The following is a 15,734-nucleotide window of genomic DNA, read 5'->3' on the forward strand; positions in this document are numbered from 1 at the left end:
ACTTGCCTATTGGTGTTTAATACATAAAAGTTTAAGTGATTTGTAAGAACTTACGCCTATAATAGTGTATAAGTCAATTACAGAGGTGAGTCAAATGTCTATAAAATTAATATATGATAAAAGTACTATTAGGGCTATTAAATATATGCTGAATCAAAATTTTATGATTATCCAACTGACGAGTGAAGCAAAAATCATGGAAGTGAACGAGTTATTTCTTGAAAAGTTTCACTATACCATTGATGATTTGAAAATGGGTGATTACCTGGATTACGTGAATGGAGAGAAAGCTGAGTGGCAAAAGGTTTGGGATGAACTTTGGCAAGGGAAGCAATGGAACGGGGAGAGCTGTCTTGTTACAAAATATGGTGAGTTGAAGTGGCTGGAATCGACGTTCATTCCTGTTTATAACAACGGGAATGTCCACCAAGTGATGACTTTGCATGTCGATAAAACGGATCAAAAAAATGCTGAAAAGTGGAAACAGCTTGCTTTTAGGCATGAATTGACGAACTTGCCGAACCGTAGGAAATTGCTCACTTCAATGGATGAGCTAATTTGCAGAGCGGAACAAGACGGTACGAAGTTTGCGGTGCTTTTCATGGATATCAATCAATTCAAAGTGGTGAATGACAGTTATGGACATACAATCGGGGATTTGCTATTAATCGAGATTGGGAAACGGGTTTCAAAGCTGCCGTCTTTAGACGAGCGCCTTTTCCATATGAGCGGCGATGAATTCATTATCCTTCTTGAAGATTCTGCTAAACTTGATTCTGTTATCGGAAGTATTTTCGCTCAGATTGAGAAAGGATTTGAATTGGAAGGACATTATATCGAGGTAAACATCAGTATTGGTGTGAGTATTTACCCTGATGATAGTGTGAATGCTCGTCGATTGATGGAACTTGCAGATGAAGCCATGTATGAAGCGAAAACGAAAGCCGGAAACGCTTATGAATATTCTAGGGAAAGTTCTTTAGTTGTGATGATGAATAAAGGAAATTTGAAGTAGGATGTCGAATTTAATGAACATGAATAGAAGGAAAATCATCATACTGACAACTTGTTTTTTAATTACCTTAGTTGGGCTTCGATTCCTATGGGCTACCCTTTATTACGATAAGAATCTTCCGCAAGCTGAAGGAGGAGTGCTTGATCTGCGAGGAGTTGACTTTGCGGACGATTCGATTCAACTAGTTGGTGAATGGATGTTTGACCCATGGAGTCTTGAAAATACAGAACGGCAGGACGACACGCCAGCGTACATAACCGTGCCGGGGAAATGGAGAGAATCACTATCCAATCCACCAGCTGGTAATGATATGTCATTTCTATACGGTACATATCATCTTCGAATTCTGTTAGACGAAAAACATAAGAATGAGCCATATACCTTCTATGTAAAAGATATAAGAACGGCATCGGCTATTTATATTAATGGGGAAAAGGTGATGGAACAGGGGAAGGTAGCGACGAAGGAAAGTGATTTTGTTCCAAAAGTCAAACCTTTTAAAATAAGTTTCCAGAGCGACGTTCAAGTGATTGATTTATCTATACAAGTTGCTGACACGGGTCCCTCGAAAAAAAGCGGGATGCAGAAGCCGATTCAATTTGGTTTTGTGTCAGCGGTTGAAAAAAGCCAAACTGTAGCGCTTATGTCTCAACTTTTATCTGTCAGCATCTTGCTGTTACATTTCGTTTTTGCCATCATTATTTACATCGGCTTTTCAAGAAGAAGTGAATTATTGTATTTAGCAGTTGTGTTTGGAAGCGCTGCGTTGTCAATTCTTCTGGATGATGAGCGGATTTTACTTTACTTATTTCCGACGATTGAACAATTTTGGTGGATAAAGCTTGCGCACTTCTCTTATACGACGAGTATTATCTTCCTTGTGCTCTTTTTTAGGAAACTGCTGGAAGGCACATTGAAAACGACTTCGTTGCTTTCCTATCTGTATAAATTGTTGTTCATCGTATATTTGGTATATATTTTCGTACTTTTATTGGATATCCGACCTATTTCGGGAAATTTGTTCTCGTTGATTTTCATCGTGGGACCGATCCTCATTCCATTCAGTTTACTGAAAATCGTGTCGAAGGGGACGAGCGGCTCCATCTATTTGCTCTTTGCAACAATTAGCATTGCATTCAATATAGTTTGTGCTTACTTCAATACGATCGGATTAGTTGTTCTTCCGTATTATCCCTTCAATATGATCATTGCTGTCATCTGTTTTGCGGTTTTCTGGTTCAAGCAATTCTTCCAAGCTACCGAAGAAAGCAAGGCACTCGCTGAAAAGCTTCAGCGCGTTGATCAAAAGAAAGATGAGTTTCTGGCAAATACATCACATGAATTACGCAATCCTTTACATGGCATTATGAATATATCCCAGACGATTTATGAAACGGAAAGTGATCATTTATCTGTTGAAAGCAAGAGGAATATGGAGACGCTTATTTCCGTCAGTAAAAGGATGTCCTATATTCTGAATGATCTTTTGGATATTCAACATTTGAAAGAGGGCGGCATCGAGCTTCATAAAAAAGATGTCGATCTTTCTGCTGTCGTCGCAAGCGTTGTGGATATGATGCGTCTGATGACGGAGGGGAAGGATATTTCATTCGTTATTAACATCAGTGAAGATTTTCCTTGCTTGAGGGCTGATGAAAATCGGCTGTTTCAAATTGTATTCAACCTTATCCACAATGCGGTGAAGTATTCAGAGCGTGGGGAAATTACAATTTCTGTCGAGATGGAAGGGAAAATGGCAAGGGTTAGTGTGAAAGATACGGGAATCGGGATAGACGAAGAAACGTTACACTCGATTTTCCTTCCGTATGAGCAGGCGGATTCAAGTATGACTGCAATGGGTGGAGGACTTGGTCTTGGGCTTAGCATTTGTGAGCAACTCGTCAGTCTTCATGGCGGCAAGTTGGAAGTGCAGTCGGTTGTGGATCAAGGTTCGACATTCTCATTCACGATTCCTTTAGGGAATGAAAGGAAAGAATTGAAAACGGAACGTCCGATGGTGAATCAGTTGACGGCCCCTCGTTTGGAAATAGCAGCAGGTTCAGAAAGAGAAGGGCTACCGAGGATTCTCGTCGTCGACGATGATCCCCTTAATTTAACGATTGTAGAACGCATTTTGAAGGCTTCTCAATTCGAAGTGACGACATGTACGAGCGGGACGGAAGCATTGGTTTTATTGAATAAAGGCAAATGGGATCTCGTTTTGACGGATGTCATGATGCCCAAAATGTCTGGCTATGAATTGACGGAGAAAATTCGGGAGCGGTTCACGATGGCGGAGCTGCCTGTTATGATGCTGACCGCGCGAAGTCAGTCGGAGGATATCCAAACTGGATTCCACTATGGGGCAAATGATTATATTATTAAGCCGGTTGCTAAGAAAGAATTGGTTGTGCGAGTGAAGGCGTTGACGGATCTCGGGAAGTCGATGTCTGACCGGGTTATTATGGAGGCGGCATGGCTGCAGGCTCAAATTCAACCGCATTTCCTTTTCAATACGTTAAATACAATTGCCGCGCTTAGTGAAGAGGACCCGGAAAAGATGATGAAGCTGATCAATGAGTTCGGAAATTACTTGAATGCAAGTTTTACAACTCAAAACTTGAGCGAACTTGTGCCTCTTAAGAAGGAACTTGAACTCGTCCGTTCGTATGTGTTTATCGAAAAGGAGCGGTTTGGCGAACGATTGCAAGTGGAATGGCAAGTTGATGTGAATTCCAATGTGCTCGTGCCTCCGCTCGCAATCCAGACACTAGTTGAAAATGCTATTAACCACGGTGTTTTATGCCTGCCAGGTGGGGGGACTGTGAAGGTTTCCGTTATGGAACTAGATGGGGCTGTTGAAATTTCGATTGCGGATGACGGCATGGGAATGGATCCTGAAAAAGTCTGTAAGTTGTTATCCGAGGCGGGTGAAAGGAATAAAGGCATTGGCTTGTTGAATACCGACAAACGACTGCGTCAATTATTCGGCAGAGGCTTGAGAATTACGAGTGAGCTCAATGTCGGTACAACCGTATCTTTTACTGTTCCAAAATGAAAAAAGGCGCCATGACTGCTTCACTGGTCTACGGCGCCTTTTTTCTACCCATTTAAAATAGAATCGTACAATCCGGTCGTCGATTGATCTGGTAAAATGCCAAGATCTTCGATGAGGAGCTCTTTCATGTCATGATAAACCTTTACAGCTTCACCGCGGTTGCCAGTTTTAACATAGAAACGCATAAGCTGTTGAACGGCAGATTCCGAATACGGGCTCAGGGAGACAAGAAGTTGTAAATACTGTTGTTTTTTATTCAACAAATTCTGGTCGGCGAAGAAATCGATCATCATTTGAAGAAGTTGGGAAATTTTTTGACGGATTGCATGCGCCTTCACGAGAGCCCATTCATAACCGTTATTCTCCATATAATCCCCGTTATAATTCTGAACAATGTCTTCGAACATTTCGATGTTCGCATCTGTAAGTTGCGGGTGGTCTTCGAAAATCCGTTCGAATTGGTGTACATCACATTCATAATGATCAATTTCCATTACATAGCTTCCGTTTGAAAAAGTGATGGTATCCGGATAACCCATGGCATCCAATGTTTTTCGTAAGTATGAAATCGCGGTATGCAATTGAATCTTCGCCTTTTGGTACTCTACATCATTCCATAATGCTTCAATGATTGTATCCCGATGGATGGGGTCTTGGTGGTTTGTAATGAAATAGGCAAATAGTTCCTTCACCTTTCCAGTTTTCCACTTCACGGGGGTGTTATGATGGTATACGGCAAATTCTTTGAAACAAATAATCTTCAAGGCTTTTGAAGGAAGTGTTGCATTTGTTTTCTCAGTGGTTCGCTTCTCAAGTTGTTCTTGGATCCGTAAGATCGTCTTCTCAAGCCGTTCCGACATGATCGGTTTCATCAAATAATCAATGGAATGTAATTCGAAAGCTTGAACTGCATAATCACGGTATGCGGTGACAAATACGATGAAAACATCCTTATTCCACTCCTTAAGCAGATCAGCCAAATCAAGACCGCTAAGCCCAGGCAGCTCAATATCCAAAAATGCCACATTGAAATCCAGAGTTTTCATGCCTTTAAGGACATCACGGGCATTTGAAAAGGAGCCAACAACTTCAACCGTCTCAATTGTTTGCAGTTTCTTCATTAAATGCCGCAATGCGAGCTGCTCATCGTCCACAACAATTGTACGAATCATAAAAATCACCCCCACCATTGAAATTACGAGCAATATATTACCAATCATTATCTCAACTACTCAAACACTATGCAAGAATTTTCCTAACCCACCTTTTTTTTCGGTGCCTGTCACCCAGAAAATTCAGAATCTCTTGGGCGGCGGGCACCGGGAAAATTCTGAATCGTTCGGGTGGCTGTCACCATTTTGTGAACGATATGTGAAGGTTGAGAAATGGTCTATTAAATTGGTTGCTTATGATATATTATGGAAGAGTGATAATTGATAACTGTTCTCATTGAATAGTTTTGAAGATAGTTGAAAGAGGTGAGGGGTTGGCTCGTGGGAAAATGATGAAGGGTTTGTCGGCTGCTAGTTTGCTTGTCTTCATCCTATTGTTGCCGGGAATGAACGCGTCCGCCGCGACACTGGACGATGGTGTTTACGCTATTGACTATCAATTGTTACAAGCTGATAGTGATTCCGTCTCTATTGCGAATGATTATTTTGCGAAGCCTGCATTGTTGAAAATCAAAGGTGCTGATGCGCGCATGCAGGTGACCGTGAATCAAAGCGAATGGGTGAAAGAGCTGAAGGCGCAAGATGGCGATGCATTTGTCGATTCGACAATCGTCAGCGAGGATACGGAGGCGAATACACGGGTTGTCGAGTTTAAATTCGATGGTGAGCAATTGACGCCATTCCCGCTTAAGATGCATGTCATCATCAAGGATATGGAGCCGGTTTATGATCATGCATATACCGTCCGAGTCGCCATTGATCCCGATTCAGCTGAAGTGGCGGATGAGGAGTGGATTGACTCCCAATCCGAAGATGATGCTTCTGGAAAGACTATTTGGTACATAGTGGTTGCGCTATTTGCGGTTGTGGCCATCGTAGCTGTAAGCAAAATGACGCGATCCAAGAAAAAGAACTGATATTAAGATTAAGAGGAGAGTAGACGAATGAAAAAGAATTTAATGATGTTTTTAACAGCAATTCTAGTGCTTTTCACTGCAGTACCTGCACTTCCGTCAGCGGCTGCTGAAGTAACTGCGCAAGACGAACAGGCATATGAGCTTCCAGTTAAAGTCCTTCAACCCGACAGTGATGAAGAATCATCTGCTGGGAAGTTTGTGAAAAACCCAGTACAAATCAAAGTTGAAGACGGAAAAACGGTTGCATATATGACTTTGCTCAGCAGTCAATACTGGCAGTCTTTGAAAATCCAAGCCGGTGATGATTTCGTAGATGCTGAAGTTGTTAGTGAAGATGAAAAAGAGAATACAAGAGTTGTGAAATTTGATGTTAAAGATGTTAAAAGCATCGTGAATGCGAAAGCTCATATTATCGTTACAGGCGTACCTGGCCTTGGCGAGTATGATCATACGTACGATATCCGTTTCCAATTTGACGCAAGCGACGTTCCTGCTGATAAGGAAGAAGTGGAAGAGCCGAAAGAAGATCCAAAAGAAGAAGTTACTGAAACTCCTGGCGAAACATTAAAAGATGGGGAGTACACAATCGGTTATAAAGCATTGCATGAAGAAGAAGAGAAAGACTCTTCGATGATGAGATTTATGGATACACCTGCTTCATTGACTGTGAAAGATGGTAAAAACATCGTTGCTCTTAACTTGACGAACAATGAACAAATTACAGAGTTCAAAGTTGAGCAAGACGGCGAATATGTTGATGCAGACGTAGTAAGTGTAGATGAAGAAGCAAACAGCCGCATCGTTTCATTCGAAGTAGCGGATCTTACAAAACTGATGAACGCGAAAGTGACTGTGTTTGTCGCAGCAGCGAATCATACTGGGAATTACACAATTCGTCTTGCTTTCGATCAGGACAGTGTAGCACCAGTTGCTACTGAAGAAGAGCCGACCGAAGAGCCGGAAGAACAACCTGAAGAAGTTGAAGTACCATTCAAAGACATCGATAACACTTGGGCTAAACCTTATATTGAAGCACTTGCTGCACAAGGAATCGTCAAAGGTAAAGCTGCAGATACATTTGCACCGAACGATAAAATGACAAGAGCTCAATTCGCTTTAGTTATTGCACGTGCATTGGAGCTTCCGACGCAAGATGCTGAAGGTACGTTCTCTGATGTGACGAAAGAGATGACTGGTTTCGTTCAAGAGGTGGAAGCTGCTAGCCGCGCTGGCATTATCAAAGGCGACAACGGCAAATTCAATCCGAACGAAGCAATTACACGTCAACAAATGGTGACGATGATTATCCGTGCAATTGAATACAAAGATGCGTCTGTTCTAGAAAACGTGAAAACAGATGCTGCGTTCGCTGATGCTTCGCAAATCAATGATTATGCAAAATCAGCTGTGTCATTGGCTGCAGGGTTAGACATCATTAATGGAAATGATGTAAAAGGCGAAAAAATGTTCCAACCGAAAATGAACGCAACTCGCGCTCATGCGGTGAAAATGGTTTACAACATGCTAGAAGTAATTAAATAAGTATACACTCCAGCCGGCGTCACGCATATAAGTGACAGCCGGCGTTGTGTGTATGTGAATAAAGGAGTTTACGATGAAAACGAAAACGCTTTTTTCGATGGCGATTGCGTTTCTGCTTGCGCTTTATATTCCCGCAATGATGCCGGTGCACGCGGCCGGGACGACTTTCGCAGACGGTGATTATACTGTTCCATTCACAGTATTGAAAGAATCTGGGAATGAACAATCTGCGACTGCCGATTATATGGTAAGCCCCGCGAAAGTGAAAATCCAAAATGACAAAGCGACAGTGACAGTGACGTTGAATAATAGTTCATGGTGGCAATATTTCAAAGTGCAAGGAAAAGACGTGCAAGTTGTCAGTGAAGCGAATGACAAACGTGTCGTCAAGTTTGACGTAACGGATCTGAGGCAGCCGGTAAAAGCGAAAATCCATGTCATTGTGACAGGGATACCCGGGTTTGAGTATGACAATAAATACGACATACGCCTCTCTTTCAACACATCATCCATACCTGCACCACCTGCTGAAAAGCCAGTGACGACACCTCCAGTGAAGGAAACGAAACCTGAAACAAAACCGGAAGCAACGAAAAAGCCAGAAGAAAAACCGACTCAACAGAAGGTTGAAAAGCCAGTTGAGAAAAAAGAAGTTTCCAAGAATGAAACAACTGTGACCGAAAAAGCGAGTAAATCCGAATCGGAAAAAGAGTCAAAAACAGAGGATGCTTCGACAACAGACGTTGAAACGGACGAAACCGTTGATGCGGCAAAAGATGAAGAGGATGAACTTGGCGTAGAGGATAGGGCAGATGAACTCGTTGAAGAAGAGGAAGCAGCAGAAGAAATTTCAATAGAAGAAACAGAGCAAAACGAAGCAGTCGCAGAAGAAGTGGCGGATGAAAAAGGCAGTTCGAATACGATCTTATTTATCGTGCTGGCAGTGATCTTCGCAATTTTGGCAGGCGGTATCACATTTGCTGCAGTGAAGAAACGTGCCCGTAAGTAAAAGCACGGTTAGGAGTTGTTCAAAAATGAAAAAAGCAATCGGTCTAGTATGCATCTTGTTTCTTGCGATGCTGGCCGGCTGTTCTTCAGGCAAGGACAAGGCGGCCGCTGTTCAAGAGGACATCGAGGAAGGGGATCGAATTGTCGCAACGACTGTCGCGTTGACTGAAATTATGGATGCACTGGAAATCGATCTTGTCGGTGTCCCCTCCAGCTATAAAGACTTGCCGGAACGATATGCCGATGCGAAGGAAGTCGGCAATCCGATGAGTCCCGATATGGAGATGCTGCTTTCTTTGAAACCGACGGAAATCTATTCAGTGACGACGTTGAAATATGACTTGCAAGAGATGTTTGAAGAACGCGGGATCGATATGACGTATGCCAATCTGGAAAGTATCGACGCGATGCATGAAGAAATCTTGAAAATTGGCGAAAAGTACGACCGTTTGCCGCAGGCGGAAGCAATTGTGGCGGAGTTCGAAGAGAAGTTAGCCCAGATAGAGGTTGTTGCTGAAGGGAAAGAGAAGCCGACTGTTTTGATTTTGCTTGGGATTCCTGGAAGTTATTTAGTCGCGACGGAGCATTCGTATATCGGTGATCTTGTGAAGCGGGTCGGTGGTGTGAATGTGATAACGGGCGAGGATGTAGAGTTTTTATCGTCCAATACGGAATATTTGCAGCAGTCGAATCCGGATATCATTTTGAGGGCTGCACATGGAATGCCCGAGCAAGTTGTGGAGATGTTCGATGAAGAGTTCCGTTCGAATGATGTATGGAAGCATTTCAATGCCGTGAAAAATGTCCGTGTCTATGATTTGGAGGAAACACTGTTCGGAACGACGGGCAATTTGGCAGCAATCGAAGCGTTGGATGAATTGCAGAAGATGCTCTATCCAGAGGAATGAAGGCAGGTAGAAATATGTCTTGGTTTACGAGAAGAAGAGTCAGTTTCATAGTTGTCATCGCGCTGCTTATTGTCGTGTTTGTGCAATCAGCGTTGACGGGCAGCATTCAAGTGACACCATATGAGTTGTTCCACGGGTTGCTGACGGGGACGAATGATGATGTCGCAATCATAAAAGATTTGCGGTTGCCGAGGCTTTTGATCGCAGTATTTGCAGGGGCGGCGTTGTCGGTCGCGGGTGTGCTGCTGCAGGCGGTCATGCGCAACCCGCTTGCGGATCCCGGAATCATCGGGGTATCTGCGGGCGCAAGTTTCATGTCGATTTTAATGATTGCACTATTTCCGACGATGTTCTTTTTCGTCCCTATGTTTGCGTTTCTAGGTGGAGCGCTTGCGTTTTTGCTCGTTTATTCATTGTCGTGGAAGTCGGGGCTTGATCCGCTGCGGATGATTTTGATCGGGATTGCAGTCAATGCGCTATTCACCGGGTTAAGCCAGGCGATCGGATTCAGCGGAGGCGGATTGACGCAGTCGATGAGCCAAGTGACGACTTCGACATTGACGCTGAAGAAGTGGAGCGATGTCGACGTAATTGCGCTGTACGGCAGCATCGGAATCTTGCTTTCGTTTTTCGTGTATAAATGGTGCAATTATTTAGCACTTGAGGACAAAACTGCGAAAAGTCTAGGAGTCAATGTCAATTTGGCAAGGTTTGTCATTGCATTGATTGCCGTCTTACTGGCGTCTGTCGCTACGGCGGTTGCGGGGATGTTCGCGTTTGTCGGTTTGCTCGTACCGCATATCGGCAGGACGCTCGTCGGAAATGATCATAAGGTGCTCATCCCATTTTCTGCATTGGCTGGGGCGCTTTTGATTTTATTGGCCGATACGCTCGGACGGGTATTGATTGCGCCGAATGAGATTCCGGCGTCAATCATCGTCGCGGTCATCGGGGGGCCATTCCTCATATTCCTGTTGAGAAAGAGTGATCGCATTTATGGATATTAACGGTGTCACGTTTTCATATGACAATAAGTTGAATACATTGCATGGGATCGACGGCTCGATTGAAACTGGAAAAGTGACGACGATTATCGGTCCGAACGGTTGTGGCAAGTCGACATTGCTCGGTGTCCTGTCGAATCATTATCGGCCGCAAAACGGTCAGGTCGTGCTAGACGGCAAGGCATTGACCGATTTTAAGCCGAAAGAGCTTGCGAAAAGGCTTGCCGTCGTCCATCAGCAAAACAATGCGCCATCCGATATGACCGTTGAAAAGTTGACGGCTTATGGACGGATACCGTATAAGAGTTTGTTCTCTTCATCAACGAAAGAGGATGAAGAGGCGGTGGAGTGGGCGCTTGCAAGCACGAATTTATTGGATAAACGGAAGATGCCGATCGACCAACTGTCCGGCGGGCAAATGCAGCGCGTCTGGATCGCGATGGCGCTCACACAGCAGACACCGTACTTATTTTTGGATGAACCGACGACGTATTTGGATATTTATTACCAATACGAATTGCTTGAACTTGTTCGTTCATTGAATAAAGAGCACGGCATCTCCATCGTCATGGTGCTCCATGATATTAACCAAGCGATCCGTTATAGCGATACGATTATTGCAATGAAGGATGGACAAATCGCTGCCAAAGGAGCACCCGCAGACATTATTACAGCGGACGCTATTAAAGAAATTTACGGTGTCGATGTTGTAGTTAAACATGATTTGCAAGCAGGCATGTATATTGTCCCGATTGGGATTTGAACGGGAATCTGCGGAGGTTGGATGATTTTGGAAAATGATTGCACTACTTTGGCTTGATTGTGTTGCGAAATGGGTTGGTTGTGTTGTAAGATCGATTGATTTCGTTGCGGCTTGTGATGATTGCTTTGCGAGGCGGTTTGATTGTGTTGCAGTCGTTTGGTTGTGTTGCGACTTGCGATGATTGCTTTGCAAGCTGGTTTCATTGTGTTGCTCTATTCTTTAATAAAACGAAAAGCCGCGACTGAATACGTCGCGGCTTTTTGTTTTGTTAAACTTTGAATTTCCTAATCTCTTCCTTCAGATCATTCGCCATGGTGTTCAACGCTTCTGTCGTTGCGACCATCTCTTCCATTGAAGCGAGCTGCTCTTCCATGGAGGCTGCGATGTTTTGTGTGTTGCCGGATGAAGTTGCAAGCGACTGGACGGTGTCGTGGGTGGAAGCTAGGATCTGCTCGGATCCCGCAGAAATTTCTTGTACGGTGGCCGATACAGATTGGACATCCTCGGAAATTTGCGAGATCTTTTCTAAAATATTTCCAAACGACGCGCCGGCCTCGTTGACAATAACCGTTTCACGTTCGACGTCCTCATTCACTTTAGCCATCGCTTCCACGGATCGTCGGGAGTCGTTTTGCATGTCGTGAATAAGCTTTCGGATTTGATTGGCGGAGACGGCAGATTGCTCTGCTAAATTACGTACTTCGCTCGCGACAACACTGAATCCTTTTCCGGCTTCTCCTGCGCGGGCCGCTTCAATTGCGGCATTCAATGCCAATAGGTTAATTTGATCGGATATATCGGTGATCATTCCGATGATCTTCTCCACTTCATTGGAACGCGAATGTAATACTTGCGTAATTTCCATTGAAGCCTGAACAGAGTCATTGATTGCATTGATTCCATCCATCGAATCATTGATTAACCGGCTTCCTTGTTCTGCGGCTTCAGACACTTCCGCCGTCTCCTCTGCAACTTTTGAAGATGAATCTGCGATGTCCTGGATGCCAGTCGTAATCTGTTCCAAAGCTGTCAAGTTTTGATTCGCGGCAACCGAAAGTGAGTCGCTTGTTGCAGAAACTTCTTGTGTCGCGACTGTTGATTGATTCACAACATCGCTCATCTGCTCGGCACTATACGCCAGCTCATTGGACGAATTCACAACATTATCAGCAGCAAGATTTACATGCTTGATCATCTGAGATAATTCGTTTTTCATATGCTCAAAACTATGCGCAAGCCGCCCGATTTCATCCTTGCTTTTCACTTGCACAGTTTGCGTCAAGTCTCCTTGTGCGATTGTTTCGGTATAACGTACTAATTCAGTAAGCGGTTTCGTAAGTTTTCTTGCAATAAATGAAGGGAACGCGATTCCAAGCACAACGCCAAGTCCGATCATCACAAGGCTAATAATAATGACTGCGCGTTTTAAATGACTGAGTGACGTAGCATCCTGGCTGACACTAATAACGGAATCCGTCCCAGGGATTGCATAATAAAACGACTTATGTATACCGAATTCATCTTTGTAAATATCGCTGAACAGCGGCTTTCCAGTTTCAAGGGCCTGGTTTTTATCCGCATTCATCGGCAACGCAACTAAGTAATCGGCCGAATCGGTAGTTGCCAGCAACAGATCCTCGCCATTCACCTTGCTATGTATCGATATGTTTTCCACACCGTTTTTTTCCTTCAATGTATTGACGATGTTTAGAAGTTTGTTATGCTGATTTTTATTATCCAGAGCCAATTTTATCAACCGATCTGGCACTTTTTCTTTCAACTCATCCATCGTGAAGTTAAGAGACTTTTCGAATTCCGGCATCACATTTACCTCTATGATGCGAATCGATGTGAAATAAAAAACAAAACTGAACAGTATAGTAATAAAATAAATAGGAATCAATGTCCCTAAAACAATCTTTTTGCGAATACTACCTTTTTGCTTAAACAAAGATGCTCCCCCTTTGGCTAGATCTAAAGTTGCTATTGAAAAAATACTGACTATACCTCATTATACCTACAGTGATGAGGAAATACTATTAATATTTTTTACGGTGCCTGCCACCGGCTTTTTGTTTCGGGAAATCAGTCGTAACTCCTTCATGTTCATAATAAAGTGGTGATAGGTGATGAAAATCAGGTAATTTTTTTATAACTTTAAATGGAGGGGAAACGATGAGGTGCGGTCATTGTGGGAATGTGCAGGGGAATGGACATTTTTGCGGTAATTGTGGTGTGAGGTTGGGGGTCGCGAACAATGTAGATGTAAATCAATCGGTGATTTCAGGTGAACAGCAAGCCGTTGCGGCAAAGGTTGCGAAGGTGGAATCGAGTGTGCAACTGGATAACTTGAAGAAGGGGTTTCAGGCGTACCGGTCCTATTTTAAGCAGCATTTAAAAGCTCCATCTTTAAGTTTTACAGAACAGGCAGATGAATTCCGTCATGGAGTTATCTCATTAATGTTGTATGCCATCATCTTTGGCCTGTCGTTTTATAGTGCAATTAACGGTGTTTTACAAGCATCGGTTGGCGGCATTGCGGAGCTTGTCGGTGAAATGTACGATGAACTTTCGTATTTCTCGGTGTTCATCAACGTATTTGTCTTTATCGTAATTAGTATGGGGATCGTGTCGTTAGGGCTTTTTATGATCAGCAAATATTTCGGCCCGGATTATTCTTTTAAAAAGATATTGGTCCATTATGGCGCACACTCTTTACCGGCAATTGTCGTTGGACTCATTGCGCTCGGCGTGCTTTTAATGAAGTCTTATGTATATGGCAGTTTCATCATGCTTGCGGGACTTGTTTACGTCATCGTGATTTCTCCTGGTTACGTAATGGGCGCTCTTTTATCCAAACAACCAAAGGGAGTTGACCCCCTATATGGCTTCACGCTGTATGTCATAGTAGTCATTCTTCTATTCGCGATTCTTTACAAATTTATCGGAGATACTGCTGTAGGGAATTACTTGGAAAACTTGAGGAGTCTGCTTTAAAAATACGATGCCTGCCACCTGAACAACTTTGAATTGCGTGGGTGGCAGGCATCCCCGATTAGAGCTTTTTTCATCCGAAAACTTGGCCTCCATTGACATGCAATACTTGCCCGGTGACGAAACGGGAGTCGTCGGAGGCTAAGTATACAAAAGTGGGAGCCACTTCGAAAGGTTGACCTTGTCGATCCATTGGATTGCCGGCTAGAGGGACTTGATCTGCCGAAAAACTTGCGGGGATTAACGGTGTCCAAATTCGGCCGGGTGCGATTGCGTTAACTCGAATGCCTTTGCTGACCAGATTGCTTGCCAAAGCCCGTGTGAAGCCGACGTTTGCTCCTTTTGTCGCTGAATAGTCCATAAGCTGATCATTGCCGTCAAACGCGACCACTGAGCTCGTATTAATAATGGAACTTCCTGCTTCCAAGTAGTTCAGTGCTTTGCGGGTTGTATAAAAATGAGAGTAAATATTCACTTTAAACGTTTCGTCGAACTGTTCATCAGTAATATCGAGCAATGATAGTTGTTGGAACTGGATGCCGACGTGATTGCAGAGGATGTGAAGTGCACCGAATGTTTCAACGGTTTTATCAACAATTTCCTCACACTGCTGTTTCTTCCGCAAATCACCGGGGAGGAGAAGGCAGCGGCGTCCAATTTCCTCGACTCTTCTTTTTGTTCGTTCAGCATCATTATGCTCATCCAAATAAGCAATGGCGACATCCGCACCTTCTTTCGCAAATGCGATAGCTGCCGCCGCACCCATTCCACTATCCCCTCCGGTAATCAATGCGACTTTCCCTTCCAGTTTTCCACTGCCTTTATAATTGGGGTCTTCGATTATAGGTTGAGGCACCATATATTCCTCAAGACCGGGTTGCCGGAATTGCCTTTGCTCCGGCACGGTTAAGGCAATTTCTTCGAAACGAGTTATTTTACCGAAGTTAGGATACATTGGATAAGTTTTTTTACTAGGCGAATCGTTTCTCAAAGCTTTCCTCAATCCTCTCATAAGCATTTCATCAACGTACAATATGCTTTCTAGGCCGTAACCGTGCAAATTCAATCTGTCCACTCAGCACTCTTCGTGGGCAAGTCGAATAAGATAGCAAATAAATAGGATAGGAGTGACTGCTGTGCAATTTTATTACAATCCGGAAGTGAACTACTTGCTCATCAATGATTCGACAGGGAAGGTGGAGGTGGAGTACGGGGACTTCGCGCAGTTCAAACTCCCTGAAATCGGGCCACGACCTCCATTTTACACAAATCCGATTTACCAACCTTATATGCCGTTAATCTAAAAAAAGTGCCTGCCACCGAAACAATCCAATATTGTTTCGGTGGCAGGCA

13 protein-coding genes are annotated in these 15,734 nt (G+C 43.7%); 10 read left to right on the forward strand and 3 right to left on the reverse strand.

Features of this window, described 5'->3' with window-relative positions:
* Positions 1 to 145 precede the first annotated feature (145 nt).
* Entirely contained in the window at positions 146 to 1,015 is an 870-nt protein-coding gene (locus SLU01_RS03665; protein ID WP_170232571.1) for a sensor domain-containing diguanylate cyclase, read from the forward strand.
* A gap of 13 nt (positions 1,016 to 1,028) precedes the next feature.
* Positions 1,029 to 4,073, forward strand: coding sequence for a hybrid sensor histidine kinase/response regulator (locus SLU01_RS03670; RefSeq protein WP_170232572.1), 3,045 nt, complete (start codon positions 1,029 to 1,031; stop codon positions 4,071 to 4,073).
* Positions 4,074 to 4,117: 44 nt separating this feature from the next.
* Here the strand turns inward: SLU01_RS03670 and SLU01_RS03675 are convergent, their stop codons facing one another.
* Positions 4,118 to 5,245, reverse strand: a complete 1,128-nt coding sequence (locus tag SLU01_RS03675) for a response regulator (protein ID WP_170232573.1) — start codon at positions 5,243 to 5,245, stop codon at positions 4,118 to 4,120.
* A gap of 314 nt (positions 5,246 to 5,559) precedes the next feature.
* Between SLU01_RS03675 and SLU01_RS03680 the strand changes: the two genes are divergently transcribed.
* The 6 genes from SLU01_RS03680 (at position 5,560) to SLU01_RS03705 (ending at position 11,387) form a co-directional block, all read left to right on the forward strand.
* Complete coding sequence (locus tag SLU01_RS03680) at positions 5,560 to 6,162, forward strand: NEAT domain-containing protein (protein WP_170232574.1); 603 nt, start codon at positions 5,560 to 5,562, stop codon at positions 6,160 to 6,162.
* Positions 6,163 to 6,189: 27 nt separating this feature from the next.
* Positions 6,190 to 7,704 carry an NEAT domain-containing protein gene (locus SLU01_RS03685; protein WP_147055472.1) on the forward strand — a complete coding sequence of 505 codons (1,515 nt, stop codon included), beginning with the start codon at positions 6,190 to 6,192 and terminating at the stop codon, positions 7,702 to 7,704.
* A gap of 73 nt (positions 7,705 to 7,777) precedes the next feature.
* Complete coding sequence (locus tag SLU01_RS03690) at positions 7,778 to 8,713, forward strand: NEAT domain-containing protein (RefSeq protein WP_147055474.1); 936 nt, start codon at positions 7,778 to 7,780, stop codon at positions 8,711 to 8,713.
* A gap of 25 nt (positions 8,714 to 8,738) precedes the next feature.
* Positions 8,739 to 9,620, forward strand: coding sequence for a heme ABC transporter substrate-binding protein IsdE (gene isdE, locus SLU01_RS03695; RefSeq protein ID WP_147055476.1), 882 nt, complete (start codon positions 8,739 to 8,741; stop codon positions 9,618 to 9,620).
* A gap of 14 nt (positions 9,621 to 9,634) precedes the next feature.
* The gene (locus SLU01_RS03700) at positions 9,635 to 10,627 is read left to right on the forward strand and encodes a FecCD family ABC transporter permease (RefSeq protein WP_147055478.1); all 993 of its coding nucleotides are present in this window, start codon (positions 9,635 to 9,637) and stop codon (positions 10,625 to 10,627) included.
* A complete protein-coding gene (locus SLU01_RS03705; protein WP_147055480.1) occupies positions 10,617 to 11,387 on the forward strand; it encodes an ABC transporter ATP-binding protein in 771 nt (256 codons plus the stop codon). Before SLU01_RS03700 ends, SLU01_RS03705 begins: the two co-directional genes overlap by 11 nt.
* A 268-nt stretch (positions 11,388 to 11,655) precedes the next feature.
* On the opposite strand, the gene SLU01_RS03710 is transcribed toward SLU01_RS03705, so the two are convergent.
* Positions 11,656 to 13,338 (reverse strand): methyl-accepting chemotaxis protein, encoded by a 1,683-nt coding sequence (locus SLU01_RS03710; RefSeq protein ID WP_147055482.1) that lies wholly within the window; start codon positions 13,336 to 13,338, stop codon positions 11,656 to 11,658.
* A gap of 224 nt (positions 13,339 to 13,562) precedes the next feature.
* On the opposite strand from SLU01_RS03710, the gene SLU01_RS03715 reads away from it, so the two are divergent.
* Positions 13,563 to 14,384 (forward strand): DUF6574 domain-containing protein, encoded by an 822-nt coding sequence (locus SLU01_RS03715; RefSeq protein ID WP_170232575.1) that lies wholly within the window; start codon positions 13,563 to 13,565, stop codon positions 14,382 to 14,384.
* 70 nt (positions 14,385 to 14,454) lie between these two features.
* Here SLU01_RS03715 and SLU01_RS03720 read toward each other — a convergent pair whose 3' ends face one another.
* Positions 14,455 to 15,393, reverse strand: a complete 939-nt coding sequence (locus SLU01_RS03720) for an SDR family oxidoreductase (RefSeq protein WP_147055535.1) — start codon at positions 15,391 to 15,393, stop codon at positions 14,455 to 14,457.
* 124 nt (positions 15,394 to 15,517) lie between these two features.
* Here SLU01_RS03720 and SLU01_RS17880 point away from each other — a divergent pair, with 124 nt between their 5' ends.
* Positions 15,518 to 15,685 (forward strand): hypothetical protein, encoded by a 168-nt coding sequence (locus tag SLU01_RS17880; RefSeq protein ID WP_170232576.1) that lies wholly within the window; start codon positions 15,518 to 15,520, stop codon positions 15,683 to 15,685.
* Positions 15,686 to 15,734 lie beyond the last annotated feature (49 nt).

Origin of the sequence: Sporosarcina luteola, from assembly GCF_007991495.1 — a bacterium.
Lineage (GTDB): Bacteria > Bacillota > Bacilli > Bacillales_A > Planococcaceae > Sporosarcina > Sporosarcina luteola.

Bases quoted from the DNA above. Each gene is read 5' to 3' on its own strand.
- SLU01_RS03720 (WP_147055535.1), bottom strand. From the start codon at position 15,393: ATGAGAGGATTGAGGAAAGCTTTGAGAAACGATTCGCCTAGTAAAAAA.
- SLU01_RS03715 (WP_170232575.1), top strand. From the start codon at position 13,563: ATGAGGTGCGGTCATTGTGGGAATGTGCAGGGGAATGGACATTTTTGC.
- SLU01_RS03665 (WP_170232571.1), top strand. From the start codon at position 146: ATGCTGAATCAAAATTTTATGATTATCCAACTGACGAGTGAAGCAAAA.
- isdE (WP_147055476.1), top strand. From the start codon at position 8,739: ATGAAAAAAGCAATCGGTCTAGTATGCATCTTGTTTCTTGCGATGCTG.
- SLU01_RS03685 (WP_147055472.1), top strand. From the start codon at position 6,190: ATGAAAAAGAATTTAATGATGTTTTTAACAGCAATTCTAGTGCTTTTC.
- SLU01_RS03690 (WP_147055474.1), top strand. From the start codon at position 7,778: ATGAAAACGAAAACGCTTTTTTCGATGGCGATTGCGTTTCTGCTTGCG.
- SLU01_RS03675 (WP_170232573.1), bottom strand. From the start codon at position 5,245: ATGATTCGTACAATTGTTGTGGACGATGAGCAGCTCGCATTGCGGCAT.
- SLU01_RS03700 (WP_147055478.1), top strand. From the start codon at position 9,635: ATGTCTTGGTTTACGAGAAGAAGAGTCAGTTTCATAGTTGTCATCGCG.
- SLU01_RS03670 (WP_170232572.1), top strand. From the start codon at position 1,029: ATGAACATGAATAGAAGGAAAATCATCATACTGACAACTTGTTTTTTA.
- SLU01_RS03705 (WP_147055480.1), top strand. From the start codon at position 10,617: ATGGATATTAACGGTGTCACGTTTTCATATGACAATAAGTTGAATACA.